General features: G+C 73.9%; 17 protein-coding genes and 1 pseudogene. 7 read left to right on the top strand and 11 right to left on the bottom strand.

The window, feature by feature from the left end:
* Positions 1-50 precede the first annotated feature (50 nt).
* The 3 genes from ACFF45_RS25015 to cyc2 form a co-directional block, all read right to left on the bottom strand.
* Entirely contained in the window at positions 51-983 is a 933-nt protein-coding gene (locus ACFF45_RS25015) for a phosphotransferase family protein (RefSeq protein WP_381348701.1), read from the bottom strand.
* A gap of 423 nt (positions 984-1,406) precedes the next feature.
* Entirely contained in the window at positions 1,407-1,976 is a 570-nt protein-coding gene (locus ACFF45_RS25020) for a PDZ domain-containing protein (protein WP_381348702.1), read from the bottom strand.
* Between the two features lie 95 nt (positions 1,977-2,071).
* On the bottom strand, positions 2,072-4,237 hold the full coding sequence (cyc2, locus tag ACFF45_RS25025; RefSeq protein WP_381348703.1) for a germacradienol/geosmin synthase Cyc2: 2,166 nt from the start codon (positions 4,235-4,237) through the stop codon (positions 2,072-2,074).
* A 158-nt stretch (positions 4,238-4,395) separates the two neighbouring features.
* On the opposite strand from cyc2, the gene ACFF45_RS25030 reads away from it, so the two are divergent.
* The gene (locus ACFF45_RS25030) at positions 4,396-5,190 is read left to right on the top strand and encodes an alpha/beta fold hydrolase (protein ID WP_381348704.1); all 795 of its coding nucleotides are present in this window, start codon (positions 4,396-4,398) and stop codon (positions 5,188-5,190) included.
* 72 nt (positions 5,191-5,262) lie between these two features.
* Here the strand turns inward: ACFF45_RS25030 and ACFF45_RS25035 are convergent, their stop codons facing one another.
* The 3 genes from ACFF45_RS25035 to ACFF45_RS25045 form a co-directional block, all read right to left on the bottom strand.
* Entirely contained in the window at positions 5,263-6,471 is a 1,209-nt protein-coding gene (locus ACFF45_RS25035) for a damage-control phosphatase ARMT1 family protein (protein WP_381348705.1), read from the bottom strand.
* 22 nt (positions 6,472-6,493) lie between these two features.
* The gene (locus ACFF45_RS25040) at positions 6,494-7,141 is read right to left on the bottom strand and encodes a ScbR family autoregulator-binding transcription factor (RefSeq protein ID WP_381348706.1); all 648 of its coding nucleotides are present in this window, start codon (positions 7,139-7,141) and stop codon (positions 6,494-6,496) included.
* Positions 7,142-7,208: 67 nt separating this feature from the next.
* Positions 7,209-8,111 carry a ScbA/BarX family gamma-butyrolactone biosynthesis protein gene (locus ACFF45_RS25045; RefSeq protein WP_381348707.1) on the bottom strand — a complete coding sequence of 301 codons (903 nt, stop codon included), beginning with the start codon at positions 8,109-8,111 and terminating at the stop codon, positions 7,209-7,211.
* Between the two features lie 192 nt (positions 8,112-8,303).
* Here ACFF45_RS25045 and ACFF45_RS25050 point away from each other — a divergent pair, with 192 nt between their 5' ends.
* Both ACFF45_RS25050 and ACFF45_RS25055 read left to right on the top strand, forming a co-directional pair.
* Positions 8,304-8,954 (top strand): ScbR family autoregulator-binding transcription factor, encoded by a 651-nt coding sequence (locus ACFF45_RS25050; RefSeq protein ID WP_381348708.1) that lies wholly within the window; start codon positions 8,304-8,306, stop codon positions 8,952-8,954.
* A 94-nt stretch (positions 8,955-9,048) separates the two neighbouring features.
* Positions 9,049-9,582: a hypothetical protein gene (locus ACFF45_RS25055; protein WP_381348709.1), complete on the top strand. Its 534-nt coding sequence runs from the start codon at positions 9,049-9,051 to the stop codon at positions 9,580-9,582.
* A gap of 451 nt (positions 9,583-10,033) precedes the next feature.
* On the opposite strand, the gene ACFF45_RS25060 is transcribed toward ACFF45_RS25055, so the two are convergent.
* Positions 10,034-10,996: an ABC transporter substrate-binding protein gene (locus ACFF45_RS25060; RefSeq protein WP_381348710.1), complete on the bottom strand. Its 963-nt coding sequence runs from the start codon at positions 10,994-10,996 to the stop codon at positions 10,034-10,036.
* A gap of 440 nt (positions 10,997-11,436) precedes the next feature.
* Here ACFF45_RS25060 and ACFF45_RS25065 point away from each other — a divergent pair, with 440 nt between their 5' ends.
* The 4 genes from ACFF45_RS25065 to ACFF45_RS25080 are packed head-to-tail and all read left to right on the top strand — an operon-like array spanning position 11,437 to position 15,724.
* The gene (locus ACFF45_RS25065) at positions 11,437-14,211 is read left to right on the top strand and encodes an ATP-binding protein (protein ID WP_381348711.1); all 2,775 of its coding nucleotides are present in this window, start codon (positions 11,437-11,439) and stop codon (positions 14,209-14,211) included.
* On the top strand, positions 14,208-14,684 hold the full coding sequence (locus ACFF45_RS25070) for a roadblock/LC7 domain-containing protein (RefSeq protein WP_381348712.1): 477 nt from the start codon (positions 14,208-14,210) through the stop codon (positions 14,682-14,684). The genes ACFF45_RS25065 and ACFF45_RS25070 overlap by 4 nt, the downstream gene beginning before the upstream one ends.
* 34 nt (positions 14,685-14,718) lie before the next feature.
* Positions 14,719-15,138, top strand: a complete 420-nt coding sequence (locus ACFF45_RS25075) for a DUF742 domain-containing protein (RefSeq protein ID WP_381348713.1) — start codon at positions 14,719-14,721, stop codon at positions 15,136-15,138.
* The gene (locus ACFF45_RS25080; RefSeq protein ID WP_381348714.1) at positions 15,125-15,724 is read left to right on the top strand and encodes a GTP-binding protein; all 600 of its coding nucleotides are present in this window, start codon (positions 15,125-15,127) and stop codon (positions 15,722-15,724) included. The genes ACFF45_RS25075 and ACFF45_RS25080 overlap by 14 nt, the downstream gene beginning before the upstream one ends.
* A 15-nt stretch (positions 15,725-15,739) precedes the next feature.
* Here ACFF45_RS25080 and ACFF45_RS25085 read toward each other — a convergent pair whose 3' ends face one another.
* From ACFF45_RS25085 to ACFF45_RS25100, 4 genes and pseudogenes are all read right to left on the bottom strand, one after another.
* Entirely contained in the window at positions 15,740-16,408 is a 669-nt protein-coding gene (locus tag ACFF45_RS25085) for an ABC transporter permease (RefSeq protein ID WP_381348715.1), read from the bottom strand.
* On the bottom strand, positions 16,405-17,091 hold the full coding sequence (locus tag ACFF45_RS25090; protein WP_381348716.1) for an ABC transporter permease: 687 nt from the start codon (positions 17,089-17,091) through the stop codon (positions 16,405-16,407). Before ACFF45_RS25090 ends, ACFF45_RS25085 begins: the two co-directional genes overlap by 4 nt.
* Positions 17,088-18,233 carry an ABC transporter ATP-binding protein gene (locus ACFF45_RS25095; RefSeq protein WP_381348717.1) on the bottom strand — a complete coding sequence of 382 codons (1,146 nt, stop codon included), beginning with the start codon at positions 18,231-18,233 and terminating at the stop codon, positions 17,088-17,090. The genes ACFF45_RS25090 and ACFF45_RS25095 overlap by 4 nt, the downstream gene beginning before the upstream one ends.
* Positions 18,234-18,373: 140 nt before the next feature.
* A pseudogene (locus tag ACFF45_RS25100) lies at positions 18,374-18,868 on the bottom strand (FAD:protein FMN transferase); the annotation flags it as partial.
* Positions 18,869-19,452: the final 584 nt, after the last annotated feature.

Below are 19,452 nucleotides of genomic sequence, written 5' to 3' on the forward strand. Positions count from 1 at the left end.
CACGCGCGCGGGGGCACGCGGGCGGGAGTCGCCGGTCGCCCGAGTCGCCCCTACAGGGCGTCCTCCGCGCCGTCCCCGCGGAGTTCCGTGACCCGTTCCAGCAGGATCGCCTCCCACGCGTGCCGCAGTTGCGTGCGCAGGCGGGGCAGCGGCGGACCGGCCTGGCCGGCGAGGCGGTCGGCGAGGCGGACGACGCTGTCGCAGCGGGCCAGCCACAGGCCGCGCAGGCAGGGCCGGGCACCGTACCCGGCGAGGGTGGCGGCGCGTACGGCGGCGGGGGAACCGACGGCGAGGGCGAGGGCGGCGATGTCCTCGGCGGGGTCGCCGACGACCGTGTCGGCCCAGCCGAGGACGCCCCGGACCCGGCCGTCGGCGCTGAGCAGCAGGTGCTCGCCGCCGAGGCCGTGGTGGACGAGGACCGCGCTGCCGGGCTGGGCGGCGAGCTGCGCCGCCGCGGGCGGGGCGAACTGGTGCAGCCGGGCTGCGTCGAACTCGTCGGCCGCGGCGAGGCGCTGAGCGGCCCGTGCGGCGGCCCTGCGCAGCGCCTCCAGGGAGCGCGGGGAGGTACGCGGCACGCCGAGCGCCTCCGCCTGCCGTACGGGCACCTCGCGCAGCCCGGTGAGGAGTCCGGCCAGGTCGGCCTCACCGAGGGCGGAGACCTCCTGCTCGGACGCCGGGCCGCCCGGCAGTCTGGTGTCCAGCGTGAAGGTGAGGCCGGGCGCCCACTCGCCGTGCGCGACACTGGCCGGCACGGCGACCGGGACGTGCGGGCGGACGAGGTCGCGCAGGCGCAGTTCGCGGCGCTGGCGCGCGGCCGCCTCGCGGTCGGGGGCGAGGCGCAGCACGTGCCGGGTGCCGATCCACCACGTGGCCCGGCCGCCTTCGGCGGCCGGCCGCACGTCGGGACCGGCCGCGCCTTCCTTGAGCAGGGAGCGGACCAGCCGGCGGACGGTGTCCTCGGTGGGTGTCGGTGCCTGGGTCATGGTCGGACCGTTGTCCCTCGGGTGCGTACAGGGCTCTGGATCGGGTCACTCCACTCTCAGCATCCCCCGGCTGAGGCGGGTGGGCGCCCCGCGCCGTCCGTCCGGTCCCGCGGCGCGCCCGGACGGCCGCCGGCGGCGGGAAGCGCGCCGCACTGCGGTCATCCGGACCTCCTCGAACCGGTACGGGAGCCACGGGCAGCATCCTGCCCGCCCGGCGGGGACGACGCGAGCCGGTGAGGGTGACGCGGGGCGGGAGGGCCCCGGAGCACCGTCAGGAGTGGGCCCGCGCTCCACCCCTGCTGCTCCGAGGGCCGTGGCCTCAGACACTCACCAGGAGGGCGCGGCGCGGCGTGAGCCGAACGGGTGCGCGACCGGCTGGGGCGGCCGCCGGGGCACGGGGACGCGTCGCCGGTGACCGGATGGTCACGTGACGATCCCCGGGGTCACCGCGACCTGCTGGTAGCCGCCGCTGACGTGGCGGACCGTCACCCTCACCCCGGTCCCGGGTCGCGCCCGGTCGACGGCCCGCGCGAGGTCCGCCGCGGACTCGACGGGTGCGCCGTCGAAGGTGAGCAGTACGTCGCCCGGCACCAGGTCCGCCGCGGCGCCGGGGCCGGGGACGTGCACGCCGACGACCAGGGCGCCGGGCTTCTCGGCGTCCACCACCTCGACACCCAGCATCGCGTCCGGGGAGGGGGACGGCCCGGCGGCGCGCTGACCGGGCGCGGCGGCAGGGTGCGGCGGCGGTGCCGGTGCCGACGGGCCGGTCGGGCCGGACCGCTCCCGCAGGCCGGCGGGCCCGCCGGTGCCGAGCACGGTGCCCAGTCCCACCCCGGACAGCACCAGGGCCGCTGCGGCGAGCAGCCCGGACAGCAGGGTCAGGAGCCGGCGCCCGCGCCGGCGGGCGGCATGCGGGCGCCGGGTGTGTTCGCGGCCGGTGCCGCCGGGTTCCCGGCCGGGCATCGGCTTGGGACGCAGCGCGATCTGTTCCATGGTTTCGCCTCCGCTGGTGCCCTACCCGGCCCGCCGGCCCGGAACGAGCCACGAACGGGTGAGACCGACTGCCGACGGCCGGGCGGCGGGGCGGGTCAGCTGACCGGCAGGGGCACGGACGGCGCCCGGTCCGGCAGGAATCCGTGGGCGCGTCGCTCCAGGTAGCCGGACTTGTAGCGGTCGACCTCCCGGTGCCAGTTCAGGATGCCCGCCATCCAGTTCTGCAACGCGGTCACGTACCCCGCCATGCTCTGCCGCTCCTGCTCCGAGAGCCCGAAGTCCTCGTACACCACCGGCAGTTCGGTGGCCACCACGTGCTCGAACTGCTGCATGCGCTGGGTCATCAGGTCGTTGACGACGGTCAGGGCGGTCGGGTAGTCGGTGCCGAAGAAGTTCTGCACCACGAGGACGGCGTTGTGGATCTCCCCCTCGTACTCGATCTCCTTCTGGTAGGAGAAGACGTCGTTGAGGAGGCACGCGTAGTCCATGGCGGCGTTCTCCAGCGAGCGGACGGGGCCGCTGCGGTAGACCTCCGGCGGGATGCCGGGGCCGTGGCCCATCCGGCAGAGGCTGAGGGTGAGGTCGGAGCCGAAGGTGGCGCGGCGCATCTCCAGGTAGTCCACGGGGTCGGGGATGCGGTGGTGGACCTGGTTCGCCACCTCCCACACCCAGCTCTCCGTCATCACCTCGATCGAGGCCTTCAGCCGGCGGCGGGCCTCCTCGTCCATGCCGGCCGTGGTGCGCTGCCACAGGTCGATGAGGCCGCGCTCCATCGCGTTCCCCGGGACGACGGGTGCGGCGCCGTCGACGGCCATGCAGGCCGAGAGGCGTTCCGTGCACAGTCTGGCGGCGGCGAGGTCCCGGCGGTGCCCGAAGACAAGGGGGTAGTAGTCGTCGCCGTAGGTGCCCCAGGCCAGCCAGCAGGCGCTGAGGTCGAGGGCCTCGGGGGTGCCGTCCGGGTCGAGCCCGGCCGAGCAGAGCGCCAGGTCGCCGGCGGCGAGCTTGTCCTCGTCCCACACGCCCTCGCTGAGCATGCCGACACCGTGCGCCCAGGGCAGCAGGCGCGCCCGGGCCCCGTCCAGATCGGGGTTGAGGCGCACCTGGAACGGCATGTGGAAGTCGGGGATGCGGGACGGTCCGACCTTCTGGTACGGCACGTGCGTGTGGGCGCGCAGCCGCTCGGCGCCCGCCGAGGCGAGCAGCGACCGGATGTCGGTGCCCGAGGTGCCCGGTCCGGTGGCGTGGCCGGGCCGGAAGGCGGTCGCCCTGGCGTTCCCGTTCATGTAGCGGCTGGAGCGCATGTGCCACTCGTGGCCGCCGGACTGCCAGTCCTGCAGGCCCTTGGTGTAGGCGGCGATCGCGGCCAGCTGGTCCGGGGCGAGGCCCCGCTCCAGGGCCAGCGCGGGCACCTCGGTGAACGCGGTGTGCTCGAACTGGTGGAGCCGGGAGGTGAGGATGTCGTTGACGGCCTCGGCGGCCTCCTGGGTGGTGCAGCCGAAGAAGGTCTCCAGGACGAGCACCCCATTGCTCAGCTCGCCCTCGTCCTCGACCTCCCGCTGGTAGGAGAACAGGTCGTTGCGCAGGTGGACGCCGTCGGAGAACGTCTCCATCAGCACCCTCAGCGGGCGGGTCCCGGCCACGGACGCGGGCACCTCGGCGGTCGCGTACTCCACCAGCCCGGCGGACCAGGGGGCCCCGCCGACCTTGCGGCGCATCTCGATGTATTCGACGGGGTTGGCGATCCGGCCCTCGTTGATGTTGGACAGCTCCCACAGGGACTCGTTCAGCAGGTGCTCGGTCGCGACGGCGAAGCGGCGGCGCCAGTCCATCGACATGGCGGGCACCGTGCGCGCCCACAGGTCGGCGAGGCCCGCCTCGACCGGGTTCTGCGGCGCGGGCACGGGCGTGGCCAGATCGAGCGGCATGAACAGCGGCAGCCGGTCCAGGTAGGCCTTGCCGCCGGCCCGGTCCTGGCTGCGCTTGAAGATCTCCAGGAAGTGGTCGTCGAAGAAGAAGACCCACACGTACCAGTCGGTGACGAGGGAGAGCGCCTCGGCGTCGCAGTCGGGGTGCGTGTAGGCGCAGAGCAGGCCGTAGTCGTGCGCGTCGAGGTCGGCCTGCTCCCAGATCCCGGACCCCTCCAGCATGCCCATCTGGCGTGCCCACCCGGTCGAATGGGCCCGGGCCTGCTCGACATGGGGGTTCAGCCGCGCGGGATACGGCATGTAGAAGTGCGGGAGTTCGAACGGCTGCTGCGTCATGGCCGGGCCCTACCCGTGACCCGGCAGGGGCATCCACGGGCCGGGACATGATCACACCATCGCGTGAATCGGGGCTGAATGCGCACCGCCGACGTCACCGGCACCGCGCCGTCGCACGCGCTCTTGCCGCGTCCCGGCGCACCGGCCACGGTGTGCGCATGACCTCCTTCCTGCTCCCCCATGAGCTGCACGGCGACGGCACCCACAAGGTGTTCGCGGTGCACGGCTGGTTCGCCGACCGGTCCGCGTACGCGCCCGTCCTGCCGGACGTGGACCGTACGTCCTTCCAGTACGCGTTCGTCGATCTGCGCGGCTACGGACGGGCCAGGGACGCGGACGGCGCGTACACGACCGGTGAGGCGGCGCGCGACCTGGTGGCGCTGGCCGACCGGCTCGGCTGGGCGCGCTTCTCGGTCGTCGGGCACTCCATGGGCGGCGCGGTCGCCCAGCGGCTGCTGGCCGTCGCCCCGCACCGGCTGCGCGCGGTGGTGGGCGTCTCCCCGGTGCCCGCCTCCGGGCTGGCGCTGCCGCCGGAGCAGTGGGAGCTATTCGCGGACGCCGCCCACCGGTCGGAGAACCGTCGCGCCATCATCGACGTCACCACGGGCGGCCGCCGTCCGGACGCCTGGCTGGACCGCGTGGTCGCCCGCTCCTTGACCAGCAGCGACCCGAAGGCGTTCCGGGCCTGGCTGGACTCCTGGGCGGGTGAGGACTTCCACGCGCAGGTCGCGGGGTCGGCGGTCCCCGCGCTCGCCGTCGCCGGGGCGCTCGACCCCGCCCTGCCGGCCGGCCTGCTCCGCCGGACGTGGCTGACCTGGTACGCACGCGCCGAACTCGTCGAGCTGCCGAGCGCCGGCCACTACGCGATGGACGAGACGCCGCTCGAACTGATCCGTGTGGTCGAGGACTTCCTCCGCCGGGACCGGGACGAGGAGGTGGCCGAGCGGACCTGACGAAGCATCAGCACGGATGCGGTGGCCGGGAGGGCGGGGCGGCGCGGCGCCACCCGCCCCGACGGGGCCGTATCAGGGGGCGCCGGAGGTCCTGCCCGTGCCCGCACCCGCGTTGACCTGGATCAGCGCATGGGTGCCGGCGGTCCGCCAGCGCTGCCCCTCCGCGGCCACCAGCGCCGCCTCGGTGCCGGCGTCGAGCCCGCAGATCACGTCGGACTTCAGGGTGCGCAGGGCGGCGACCGGGCCGGGGAAGTAGTCGGTCAAGTCGGCGAAAGGGGTGGTCGGGGGCCAGCGCCGGTCGCCCACGAGGCGACGGTAGTTGAGGTCGCCCTTGACCACGGTGAGCGCCGCCGCGGCGAACTCGGCGCGCAGGTCGCCGGGCATCTCGGCGTACGGCAGGGGCCCGCAGGAGAACGGGTGGGCCCGTACCGTCAGCCGGCCGTCGGTCACCGCCGACCACAGGAGCCGCCCGTACGCGCCGGCCGCGCCCGGCGCCGCCGTCAGCCGGCGCAGCGCGTCGAGCAGGTCGGCGGGGGTGGCGTCGGAGACGTAGTACGGGTACGGCTTGACGTGCAGCACGACCCGCCCGATGCGGCCCTCGGCGAGGAGGTGGGCGACGAGGAGCAGGTCGGGGACGAGTTCGCGCCCGGCGTTGTCGGCGACCAGGCAGAGGGTGCCGGAGCCGGCGGGCGGCAGCAGCGACCACAGGATCTCGCTGTCGTCGGCGACCAGGCCGGGGGCGGCGGCCGGGGTGTCACCGCCGGCGGACAGCCGGAAGCCGAGGTCGGCGCGGTTGCCCCAGAGCGAGCCGTGCAGCAGGGCCCGGGCGCGTTCGCCGGCCGGTCGGGACTCCAGGCGGTCGAGGGCGGACAGTTCCTCGTCGGTGCGCGGCGCGTCGAGTTCGGCGGTCTTGACCGGGCGGAACGGGTCGACGGCGTGCTCGGGTCCGGGGCGGAAGTAGCCGACGGCTTCGAGGAGCCGGCGGTAGAAGTAGCTCTCCGACCACAGCCAGGGCACGTCGAACCAGGACTGCCCGGCGTACGTGTCGAGCCCCCAGGCGGCCCACCGGTCCCGGTCGTGCGCGTCGGCCGGGAGGGGTTCGATCACGCCGTCGGCGCAGCCGGCGAGCAGTGCGTCGAGGGCGCGCTGCCGGTGCGGGCCGTACGGGAGGGACGCGCGCACCTGCCGGATGATCGCGGGATGGCGTTCGGCCAGCACGCTGTGCGGGAAGGAGCCGGTCTCGTTGCCGAGGATCACGGGCGCGGGCGCGGTGTCGGGCATGCGGCTCACCGTACCGCGCGCCTCAGTAGACCCTGATCTCCCGTTCGAGCTGCGTGGCGAGCCCCAGGTAGCGCGGGCGCCTGGTCACCGGCACCAGGCCGCGGATGAGCACGTACCACATCTCGGTGAGCCGGCGGGGCAGCCGCCGGACGGGGTCGAGGGTGCGGCCCGTGACGCGTATCCCGATGAAGAAGCTCAGCAGGGAGTGGGCGATGGCGTCGAGGTCGACGTCCGGGTGGATGTCGGACTCCTTGACGGCGCCGAGCAGTTTCCTGGACACGATGTCGAGCCACTCCGCGAAGGGGTGCGGCATGGGCGGGCGCACCCCGACGCCGCCGGTGGCCAGCCGCAGGCCGGCGCGGGCGACGGGCCCGTCCACGGTGAGCCGCACGAGGCCGAACGTGATGCGCATCAGGCCTTCCAGCGACGAGCACTCCCGGTCGTCCGCCTCACGGGCCAGCCGCCGCGAGGCCTGCGACTGGATCTCCATGATGGCGTGCGCCAGGTCCTCCTTCGCCGCGAAGTGGAAGTAGAGGGCCCCCTTGGTGACTTGGGCGTGCTCGACGATGTCGCTGAGGCTGGTCGACTCGTAGCCGTGACGGTCGAACAGGTCGGCGGCAGCCGTGATGATCGTGGCGCGGGTCTGCTCGGCTCGTAACTGCCTCGCCATCGGCTGAACTCTCCTGGGAATGAAAACGGGTTATGCCGTTTGTTTCTTACCCCACGCACACGATATCTCACGCCCCGGCCATGCCGACCAGACACTCGAAGACCGCCGACTTTCCCTGGGTGGCGACGACGCGTACGCCCGTGCCGTTCTCGTCGCTCGCCTGGATCCATACGGGCTGGTCCAGTTCGGCGTAGCGGTGGAAGACGGACCGGAAGGCGGCCGGCGTGCCCGCCCCGGGTGCCGTGACGCGAGCCGCCTGGCGGGCGGACTCCAGCAGCAGCATGCCGGGGGCATGGTCGAGCGGATGGTCGAAGAAAACGGGATGCGCGGTATCAATTCTCAGGCGCCAGTGGTCGTTCCGGCCGGTCGGCGCCAGGACGACGTCCGCGTCCAGCGCCCGGCCCACGGCCCGGGGCGGCAGTCCGCTCGGTGGCGGCGGCACGGACACGGTGGCCGGGGTGCGGCCGCCGCGCAGCCTGCCGTAGACGGACTCCGTGACGCAGGTGAAGGCGACCCGGGCGGTCGCCACGCGGACGCCGCCGAGCGTCACGTCGGCGGTGTAGCGGGCGCCGGCGGGGCGGCCGGCCCGGTGCCGCACCTCGGCGAAGTGCACGTCCACGACCGGCTCGGCGGGCGCCGGGCCGACCTCCAGGTACTCGGGGGCGGTGTCGACGTCGAACTCCTGGAGCACGAAGTGGTGGCCCAGGGGCACGTCGTACTCGGTGTGCGCGATCAAAGTCCCGCTCTGGCGCACGGTCTCCACGACGAGCAGCGGCTCGTACGCGGAGCGGTCGGACGACACGTGCAACCCGTGGGCCCGGGGCCACTGGGCGGACACGGCGAAGCGGTCGGTTCCCGTCTGCCGCCAGCCGGTGAGGAAGGTCTCGGCGACGGCCGCGCGGTGCACGAACTGCCGGGGAACGGTCGCCGTCAGAGTCGGGGTCTCGGCACGTGGCCGCGTGTATGGCATGTTTCTCCCTACGGTTTCCCCGGAGGGCTCTGCGGACGGTGGGCACATCCATGGCGCGTGGGCGCCAGAATACGAGGCGACCGGTTTGTTTTCAATGCGATCACTCCGTAGCACCCTATGATCAGGGCAGTTCCGGCACGATCGTGGCGCCACCGGCATGAACCGGCCACTGGGCGCAGGAGAGGGTCTCTCATGGCGAAACAGGAGCGCGCCATCAGGACACGCAGGGCGATCCTGGAAGCCGCCGGCGCGGTCTTCGACGAACACGGCTACACCTCCACCACCATCGCCATGGTGCTGGAACGCGCCGAAGTCACCAAAGGGGCGCTGTACTTCCACTTCCCCTCCAAGGAGTCCCTCGCCCAGGCGGTACTCGACGAGCAGGTGCCCTTCGGGGCGATTCCCCCCCAGCCCTGCAAGGTGCAGGAGATCATCGACATCACCTTCGTGGTCGCCCAGCGGCTGCTGAGCAACGCCCTGCTCCGGGGCAGCATGCGGATGGCGGTGGACCAGTGCGCGCCGCAGGGGGTGGACCACACGGGGCCGTTCCGGCAGTGGGTCGACCATCTGACGCCGCTGATGGAACAGGCCCGGAGGCAGGGGGAGTTGCTGCCGACGGTGGAGCCGCGGGCGACGGTGGAGCTGCTGGTCGGTTCGTTCACCGGCATCCAGCTGATGTCGCGGGCGCTGACCGAGCGGGAGGACCTCGGGCGGCGCCTGTCGGTGCTGTGGTCCCACATGCTGCCGAGCATCGCGGTGCCCGGCTTACTGCTCGGCCTCGACAGCCGCGCCGACCGCGGGGCCCGCGTACTGGCCTCGCTGGAGAGCCGCGTGGCGTCCTGACTCCGCCGGGCGTCCGCGTCCATGTCAGTGGGGCCTTCTACGGTGGTCGTACGCCGGCGGGAACAGCCGCCGGAAGTCCGGCCCTGGAGACACAGTGGACACCTCGTACTCGCCCGTCGCGGAGCTCAACGCGCTCAAGGAGCTCCAGGACGAACTCGGCTTCGGGAACTACGCCGACGGCTTCGGCCTGTTCGCCTACGGGGACACGTCCTGGGTCGACACCTGGTCGCAGGCGCCGGAGTTCGCCGCCCGCCTCGTGCCCTTCGCTCGGGCCAACGCCTCCGGTTCGTTCTACGCGCTGTGGCGGCTCGACGACCGGACGGACCTCGCCACCCTGCCGGTGGTGGTCTTCGGGGACGAGGGCGGAATGCACGTCGTGGCGCGCGACCTGCGCGAGCTGTTCCGGCTGCTCGGCTTCGACGCGGAGATACGGGTGTTCTGGGACTGCGCCTACTTCTACCGGGAGCCGGGCGAGCGGCACACCGACGGCCACTCCGCGTACGCGGCCTGGCTGGACCGGCGCTTCGGCCTGCTCCCGGCGGACGCTCCGGACGCCCTCGTCGCGGCGGCGCAGGAGGAACTGGGGCGGCGGTTCGAGGACTGGGCGGAGCCCTGGCTGGCCGGGTGACCCCGCGGGGACGCCGGCCGCCGCCGGGCCCCACGCCGGAACGGCCGTGCGCCGGGCGGGGCCGGTGCCCCGTCCCGGCGCACGGCCGCTGGTCGCGGCTCGTCGCGTTCCGCCGACTCCGCCGGTCGCCCGGCCGGTCGTCCCGGCTCGTCCTACTCGCCCTGCTCGTCCCGGAAGGTCAGGCTCCAGCTGTTCAGCCGGCCCGTGTCCTGGGCGGCCACGTGCTGGACACGATGCTCCCCAGGTGCCGTTGGCGGCCTCGCCGGACGCGTTCACCGTACAGGTGGTCCGGACGTCGCCCGCGGAGTCCGGGCCGCTGGAGGACTCCAGCCGGTACACCGAGCCGTCCGGCGCGACCAGGCCGACGACCGGATCACCGCGGCAGGTGTGGGCGAGGTGCGAAGAACGGCAGCGACCGTGTGGGGCGCTGCCGTCCGGGGTACGCCGTGCGTCAGTCCAGACCGACCGACTTCAGCCACGCCTGGGCCACGTCCAGCGGGTCCTTGTTCTCCAGCTGCACCTGGGAGTCCAGGTCGAGCAGCGTCTTGGTGTCGAGCTTGGCGGAGACCGCGTCGAGGGTGTCGACGCCCTCCTGGGAGAGGCCGCTCTTGTACACCAGCGGGGTCACGTTCGCGAAGCCGAAGAGATTCTTCGGGTCCTGGAGGACGACGAACCTCTCCTTGGTGATGGTCGGGTCGGTGGTGAAGATGTCCGCGGCCTGCACGGTGTTCTTCGTCAGCGCCGCCTGGGTCAGCGGGCCGCCGGCGTCCAGGGCCGTGAAGGACTTGAACTTCAGGCCGTACTCCTTCTCCAGCCCGATCAGCCCCTGCTGCCGGGTCTGGAACTCCGGCGAACCGCCGATGACCAGCTCGGGAGCGACGTCCTTGAGGTCGGCGAGAGTGGACTGGGCGGTGAGGCCGTACTTCTCGGCCGTCTCGGCGTTGACGGACACCGAGTCCTTGTCCTCGGCCGGCGCCGACTCGAGGAGCGTCAGCTTCGCGTCCAGCTTGGTCTTGACGGCCGCGTTGACGGCCGCGGCCGACTCCTGCGCGGCGTCGGGGTCGAGATAGGCCAGCAGCGAGCCGTTGTACTCGGGCAGGACGGTGATGCTGCCGTTCTTCAGCAGGCCGTACGTGGTCTCGCGGCTGCCGATGTTGGGCTTGTACTCGACCTCGATGCCCTTGGCCTTCAGGGCCTCGCCGTAGATGTCGGCGAGGAGGATGCTCTCGGCGAAGTTGTTGGAGCCGACGACGACGGTCCTGCCGTCCGACGAGCCCTCCGCGAGCGGGTTGTCCGACGTGTCGTCGGAGGACGAGCCACAGCCGGCGACCAGCGCCGCCGCGACGGCGAGGCCGACGGCGGCCGCGCCGCGGTGTCTCGTACTGGACCAGGTGCTCTTCACGGTTGAAGTCACGATTCCCGTTCCGGGCTTGGTGATGTGGCGGGGGAACATGGCGATGGCGTGACGTGCGGACCCGTGCGGGCCCGCCGTGGTACGCGGCGCGCACACCGCACTCACTGATCCAATCCAGCTTGTTCTCGCCCAGTCAAGAGCGGCCAGGTCACCAAATGGCTTCGATGAGTGACCGGTTGTGGAGGCAGGCCGAGCGGATGACGTGCCTCCGCAGAGCGGGTCGTAACGGATTCTTGACGTTGAGTGCCGGGATCGGGCCTCCCGGGAGGCGATAGTCTCACCGGGAGTTGGCCTTCCGTCACAGCAGTGACACAGGCCCCCTCGGTCACTTCCGCACCAGCGAACCCGATCGGACACGACCCGCGAACGGAACCGACGCGCGTGAACGGACACGCGCGTTCCGCTCCGCGCGCGGTGCGACACCCCAGGAAGGAGGCTCGGTGTCCACGAACGGAGTGGGCGCGCCCTCGGCCGGGCGCCCGGCCTCGCCGGGACCGGGGGAACCCGCACGGCCGGCACCACCGCCGGCCCGGGGCGGCCTGCGCGGCTTCGCCGATCGCCGGCCGTTCCGGCAGAAGCTCAACGTCCTGGTCGGCGTGCCGCTGGCCGGGCTGGGTGTACTGCTCACGTACCTCATCTCCGGGCAGGTGTCACAGGCGCGCAGCGCGGCGGAGGCCGCCGCGCTGGTCCGGGACAGCGCGCAGGTCGCCGAACTCGTCGACCGGGTGGAGACCGAGCACCAGCAGGCCATCCTGCTGTCCGTGCGCCACGAGGCCGACGGCAGTGGCGCCACCCCCTCGCTGTCCGCCTACCGCGCCGCCCAGCGGGAGACCGACGCCCAGGTCGAGAAGGTGCGCGCCGCGTTCGGCGACCGGCTGCCGCGGACCGAGGCGCAGGCGCTGCGGGAGGTCAACGGCCTGGGCAGCCTGCGCCGGACCGTCGAGGGCGGCTATCTGCCCGCCGACAACATCGACCCGGCCTACCACAACGCCGCCCAGGGCCTGATCGACGGCCTCGGCCTGGACCGCAACGCGGCTCTCGCGGCCACCTTCACCGGCAACCTGCTGGACTCCCTGCTGCGCGCCGACGCCGCCCACGGCTCGTTCGAGACCAGCGTCTTCTCGGCCACCACCGGTGACTCCAACGCGCTCATCGAGTTCATCGGCGCGGTCGGCGCCCACGAGCTGTGGGAGCACCAGGCCGAGCGCTTCGGCCGGTTCGCCACCGAGGAACAGGCGGCCGAGCTGCGCGGCATCGAGCACAACCCCGCCCAGGCGACCATCCTGCGGCACTACGCCGAGCTGCAGATCGACCCGAGCTCGTTGCAGGCCGCGACGCCCGCCGTGATCCGCGCCAAGGTCAGCCTGGCCCTGTCCGGCTACCCCACCTACGGCCGGCAGTCCGAGACCCGGCTGGCCATCACCGGCTCGCTCATCGGCCAGATCGCCGACCGGGCCGACGACGCCTCCGACGACGCCTGGTGGAACGCCGCCTGGCTGCTGGTGCTCGCCGTGTCCGGCTTCCTGCTGTGGGGCGCGGTGTCGGTGGTGGTGCGCCGCTCGGTGGTGCGGCCGGTGCAGGCGCTCACCGGGGCCGCCCGGCAGGTCGCCGACGTGGCCGGCCGTGAGCTGGCGCGGGTGGCCGACGACGACACCGAGGACGACGCGCCGCCGCGGCTGCGCGAGGTCCCGGTCACCGCCAGGGACGAGATCGGCGACCTCGCCGACGCCTTCAACCAGGTGCAGACCACGGCCGCCGCGCTGCTGGAGCGGCAGGTGCTCAGTCGCCGCAACGTCGCCGAGATGTTCGGCAACGTCGGCCGCCGGGTCAGCAACCTCACCACCCGGCAGCTCGCGCTCATCGACGCCGTCGAGCGCGGCGAGACCGATCCCGCGCTGCTGGAAAGCCTCTACAGCATCGACCACATCGCGGTCCGGCTGCGCCGCAACGCCGACAGCCTGATGCTGCTCGCGGGCATCCGCGAGAGCGTCCTGGACGCCGGGCCGACCGCGCTCACCACCGTGGTACGGGCCGCGCTGGGGCAGATCGAGGGGTACCAGCGGGTCCAGCTGCACGCCGGGTCCCAGGTCATGGTCGAGCCGGATGCCGTGGGCGACCTCACGCTGATGGTGGCCGAACTGCTGGAGAACGCCGTGTCGTTCTCGCCCGAGGGCAGTCCCGTCGAGGTGACGGTCCAGGCGGCCGCGGAGGGCACGACGATCACCGTCGCCGACCACGGCCTCGGCATGAGCGCCGAGCGGCTCGCCGAGGAGAACGCCCGCCTGATCCGCCGCGAACGCCTCGACCTGGTCCCGACCAAGGTGCTGGGCCTGTTCGTGGTGGGCAACCTGGCCCGCCGCTGGAAGATCGGCGTCACCCTCACCCGCACGCCCGGCGGCGGTGTGACGGCCGAGATCGCCGTCCCGGCGGCGCTGCTGCCGGCGACGGGCGCGGTCGCCCCCGGCGGTACGACGGCGAGCGGTACGACGGCCGAGGCGGCGCCCGGCCGCGCGGCCCCGGGCGGCACGAGGGCCGACGCGGCCGCATCCCGTACGGCCCCGGCACCGCCGAGCGGCACGGCGGTGCACCGTACGACGGCCGTTCCGCCCCCCGGCGGTACGGCCCCGGGCCGTACCGCGGCCGAAGCGGCGTCCGGTGACGGCGGGCCAGGCAGTGGCCCGGCGGGCCGCCGGTCCGGCCCGCCGCCCCCAACTTCCGTACCGGGCGGGCCGGCCGACCCGGTGGACGCCGCGGCCGGCCCCCCGCGCGGGCGGTACGGCACCGCCGCGGACGGCCTCGGCCCGCTCCCCCGGCGGGTCCCCCGGCGCGGTGCCGCCGCCGGTGACGCCGGTTCCCCGCGCATCCCCCGGGCCCGCTCCGCGGCAGAGCCCGCGAGCGGTTCCCGCCCGCTGCGCCGCCGGGTCCGGGGCGCCACCCTGCGGACCACCGCCGGCGCCGAGGGCGAGCACCCGGCCGCACGGCAGGCCGCCGCGCCCGCCGACGCCGAGGCCGTCCGCGACGCCCTGGAGGAGTTCGAGGCGGCCGTGGAACGCGCCCACCGGGACACCGCGGCGGACCGCGCCCGCGCACCGGACGGCCCCCGTACCGGCACGGCACCCGACCGCGCCCACCCGGCGGACGGGGACGGCCCCCGCACGGCACACGACAGCGACCCGCACGACCCCCAGCACCTCCCGGAAGGAGCGGAGCAGTGAGCACGTCGACAGGTGGCACTCCGACGGAAGGCGCCACGCCGGACGAACTGCGGTCCGCCGCGGCCGACTTCACCTGGCTGCTCAACCGGTTCGCGACCGGGACCGCCGGTGTGGTGGACGCCATCGCGGTGTCCTCGGACGGACTGCTGATCGCCGTCGCGCAGCTGCGGGAGCGCGCGCACTCCGAGCGGCTGGCGGCGATCGTCTCCGGTCTGACCAGCCTGGCCGCGGGCGCCTCCGGCAACTACGGCCTCGGCGCGCTGAACAAGGTCATCATCGACCTGGAGGGCGGGCACGTCCTGGTCTCCGCGATCGGCAGCGGCGCGGTGCTCGGCGTGGTCGCCGACAAGGAGGCCAAGCTGGGCAACATCGCCTACGAGATGACGCTGTTCGCGAACCGGGCGGGTGCCGCGCTCAGCCCCCAGCTCGTCCTCGAACTGAAGAACAGCGTCGGCGCCGCGTCGACGGGCTGACCGGTCACCGCCCGGCCGAGGAGGAAGACACCTGATGGCGGACGACCCGACGCCCCCGGGCCCGGTCGGCCCGGTCCCCGCCGTACGGCCGTTCCTCGTCACCGCCGGCCGGGTGGCGGGCGCGGGCGAGGCCGCGTCCGCCCGGGCGTTGCCCGTCGAGACCCAGGTGGTGGCCACCGCCGAGGGCCTCGACGCGCTCGACCGGCTCTCCTTCGAGCGGCACGACATCGTCGCCGCCTGCGAGCGGCCCCAGTCCATCGCGGAGATCGCCGCGTTGCTGCGGCTGCACCTCAACGTCGTCCGGGTCCTCGCCGAGGACCTGCGCACCGCCGGGCAGCTGGCGGTGTACGTGCCGAACGCCGCCGTCACCCACGACGCGTCCGTCCTGCGAAGGGTTATCGATGGCCTGCGCGCCATCCCCGACTCCCGGGGGGTACTCCGTGACACCGACTGAAACGCCCGCCGCCGGCACGGCCGCGCAGCGTGCCGTACGGCCGCCGCTGCCGGTGAAGCTGGTGATCGCGGGCGGCTTCGGCGTGGGCAAGACCACCGCCGTCGGTGCCGTCTCCGAGATCGAGCCGCTGACCACCGAGGCCGCCATCACGGAGGTCGCGGCCGGGGTGGACGACCTGTCGCACACCCCGCGCAAGACCACGACCACGGTCGCGATGGACTTCGGCTGCATCACCATCGACCCGACGCTGAAGCTGTACCTGTTCGGCACGCCGGGACAGGAACGGTTCGGCTTCATGTGGGACGACATCATCGAGGGCGCGGTCGGCGCGCTGGTCGTCGTCGACACCCGCCGGCTGGACGACTGCTACGCGGCCGTGGACTACTTCGAGCACCGGCGGATCCCGTTCGCGGTGGCGGTCAACGCCTTCGACGGGAAGGTCGGGCACGCGCTGGAGGAGGTCCGCTGGGCGCTCGACGTCGGCGAGCACGTCCCGGTGGTCGTGTTCGACGCCCGGGAGCGCGGCTCGGTGCGGGACGCGCTGCTGGTCGTCCTGGAGCTGGCGCTGGCCCGCACCGGGGGCTGAGGTCCTCCGGCGGGGTCAGCCGCCGCGGCGGACCCCGCGCGACACGGTCAGGCGCCCGGCCGCCCAGAACGCGCCGAGCGTGACCAGCGCCAGCACGGCGACCAGCGTGGCGCCGCCCACGACCTTCTCGTAGTCCCGCTGGTAGAGGCCGTCGACGATGTAGCGGCCGAGGCCGCCGAAGCTGACGTACGCGGCGATGGTGGCCGTCGAGACGATCTGGATGGCCGCCGAGCGCAGGCCGCTGAGGATCAGCGGCAGCGCGACCGGGAGTTCGACCCGGAACAGGACCCCCGTCTCGGCCATGCCCATGCCCCGCGCGGCGTCCACGGGGGCCGGGTCGACCGAGCGCACCGCCTCGTAGGTGGTGACCAGGATCGGCGGCACCGCGAGGACGACCAGCGGGATCATCACCGGGGCCGGACCGAGGCCGAGCAGCACGAACATCAGCACCATCAGCCCGAAGCTGGGCAGCGCGCGGGCGGCGGTGGCGATGAGGGCGAGCGTGTTGCCGCCGCGTCCGGTGTGCCCGGTGAGCAGGCCGACGGGGAGTCCGACGCCGGCGGCGATGCCGAGCGCCGCCAGCGTGTACTGGACGTGCTCCAGGAGGCGGGTGGGGATGCCGTCGTACCCCTCCCAGCGGGCGCTGTCGCTGAAGAAGGCGTTGATGAAGTCCAGTACGTTCACCGGGCGGCGTCCTTCGGGGCGGTCGGGCGCGCGGACCTGCGGCCGCCGCGCGGCATCCAGGGCGTGACCAGGATCCGCAGGCCGATCAGCGCGGCGTCCACGAGGATGGCGAGGACGGCGGTGCCGATGACGGAGAGCCACACCAGGCGCGGCTGGTTGTAGATCATGCCGCTGTTGAGCAGGTTGCCGAGGGCTCCCTGGTTGCCGATCAGCATGCCGACGCTGACCAGGGAGATGCTGGACACCGACGCCACCCGCAGTCCGGCGATGATCGCGGGCGCGGCGATGGGCAACTGCACCTGTACATAGCGGCGTACGGGGCCGAAGCCCATGGCGGTGGCGGCGTCGAGGGTCTCGCGCGGCACCGAGCGGACGCCGTCCACGATCGCCGGGACGAACACCACCAGGCTGTACACGGCGAGCGGGATCATCACCGTGGTCTCGCTCAGTCCGGTGTAGTCGATGAGGACGACGAAGAAGGCGAGCGAGGGGATCGCGTACAGCACGGTCGTCACCCACAGCACGGGCGGGTACAGCCAGCGCAGCCGCACGCACAGCTGGGCCGCCGGCAGCGCCACGAGCAGCCCGGCCAGCACCGGGATCAGCGCCTCGCGCAGGTGCAGGGCGATCAGGCCCCAGTAGGTGTTCTGCAGGTCGCTGGGCAGGTCGAAGAGGCCGTTCACGGCGCGGCCTGCGCGGGGGTGTCCGCGGGGTGCGCGGCGGGTGCGGCGGCGTGCGCGCCGCGGATCGCCTCGGCGATGGTCTGCTGGGAGACGACGCCGGCGGCCCGGCCCTCGCCGTCCACGGCGACGGCCCAGCCGGTGGGCGACAGGACGGCGCCGTCGAGCGCGGCCCGCAGCGAGTCGCGCTCGGCGACGAACGGGCGGCCGTACGGCAGCAGCCGGTCGCGCTCGATCCGCCCGGCGGCGAGGTCGCCCGGCGCGCTCCAGCCGAGGGGCCTGCCGTCCAGGCCGGTGACGAGGAGGTAGGGGGCGTCCGCGCCGCGGTCGGCGATCTGCTCGGCGGTGGCGTCGACGGCGACGATCGGCGTGGTGAGCAGTTCCAGCCCGGCGGACGGGAAGAACGACAGCCGGCGGATGCCCCGGTCGGCGCCGAGGAAGTCCTCGACGAACTCGTCCGCGGGGCTGGACAGCAGTTCGGCGGGCGGGGCGAACTGGGCGAGCCGGCCGCCGGTGCGCATCACGGCGACCATGGTGCCGAGTTTGACGGCCTCGTCGATGTCGTGCGTGACGAAGACGATGGTTTTGCCCAACTCGTCCTGGATGCGCAGCAACTCGTCCTGGAGGCCCTTGCGGACGACCGGGTCGACGGCGGAGAACGGCTCGTCCATCAGCAGTACCGGCGGATCGGCGGCGAGCGCCCGGGCCACGCCGACGCGTTGCTGCTGGCCGCCGGAGAGCTGGTAGGGGTACCGCCTGGCGAGGGAGGCGTCGAGGCCGACCCGCTCCATCAGCTCCCGTGCCCGGGCCCGCGCCTTGTCCTTGCCCCAGCCGAGCATCCGGGGCACGGTGGCGATGTTGTCGACGATCGTGCGGTGCTGGAAGAGGCCGGCGTGCTGGATGACGTAACCCATGGACCGGCGCAGGGTGTTGACCGGCTGCTGCATGATGTCGACACCGTCGAGCAGGATCGTGCCCTCGCTGGGGTCGACCATCCGGTTGATCATCCGCAGGGTGGTCGTCTTGCCGCATCCCGAGGGCCCGACGAGGACGGTGATGGAACGGTCGGGTATCTCCAGTGACAGCCGGTCGACCGCCACCGTGCCGTCGGGGTACCGCTTGGTGACTGAATCTATCCGTATCAAAACGCCGAACGCCCTTCGGGTGTGGCAGTCGCCGCCCGCGCTCGCCTGGGGGGGCGGGCCGTTGCGGGGGAGAGTCTAGACCCGTTGTGTTGCGGGACTTTGGCGGCCCGCGTTCGGTTCTGCGCGCCGGCGCGGGGCTGCGCGGCCATCGGCAGCCCCGCCGTACGCCGCACCCGGCGCCCGGTGTCCACGGCGTACACCTCGCAGCCCGCCCGGTCGGCCGACCGGGCGACACCCTCGGGGCCCGTCGCGAAGGCGGCCGTGGCGGCGGCTTCCGCCTCGGTGAGGGTGGGGGCGACGACCGTGACGCCGGCAAGGCCGGCCGCCGGGCGCCCGGTGCGGCCGTCGAGGATGCGCTCGCCGCGTTCGTGGCGGGCGGCCGTCGCCACCGCCCCGTCGGTCAGCTCCAGGACGGCGCACACCCGGCCGGCGTGCTCGGGGTGCCGTACGCCCCCGCGCCACGGGCCGCCCGCGACGACCACGCCACCCCCGCGTCGAGGCAGCGGTGCCGCACCCCGGCGCCGGTCCGCAGCTCGGCCGCCCGCCGCGCCGCCCGGCCCTCGACCACCGCGCACGGGTCGAGGCCGCGGCCGGGCAGGCGGGCGTCGGAGGCCCCCGCCGGTCGCGATCCGGTACGGGTTCGCCTGCCACCAGCGGCCACGGGCCGGGAACCGCCACGGGGAGAACCGGCCGGCCCGGGCGGGCCGCGACGCCGGACCCGGGACACCGGCCACCGACCGGTACCCGGTCGTCGACCGCTTCTGCCGGGTCGACGAGGCCCGCAGCCGCGACCGCGGCGGTGGCGGGCTCGGCCTGTCGGCGGCCGGCTCCCTGGTGCGGGCGCACGGCGGCACCGTCGAGCCGACCGGCGGACCGGGGCGACGGTGTTCACGGTCCGGCTGCCGGTCACCGCCCCGGTGCGGGAGCACGCGACGCCTCGGCCAGGGGGTGTCTCGTGATCAGGCCGGATCCGGGAGCGGCGTCCGGTGCCGTGCACCGCCGGGCGACGTGACGCAGGTCCGCCCGCTCGAACGCGGCCGGGAGCGGGGGAATCAGCGAGTGACGGCAGCGCGGCGAGGCCCGGAACCGGGCGTCACGAGCCCGGCCGGTGACCCGGGGCCCGGGGACGGGCGGTGACCCGGGGCCCGAGGACAGGCGGCGGCACGGGGCCCGAGGACAGGCGGCGGCACGGGGCCCGAGGACAGGCGGCGGCACGGGG

This window comes from Streptomyces cinereospinus, assembly GCF_042430725.1.
Taxonomy (GTDB): domain Bacteria; phylum Actinomycetota; class Actinomycetes; order Streptomycetales; family Streptomycetaceae; genus Streptomyces; species Streptomyces cinereospinus.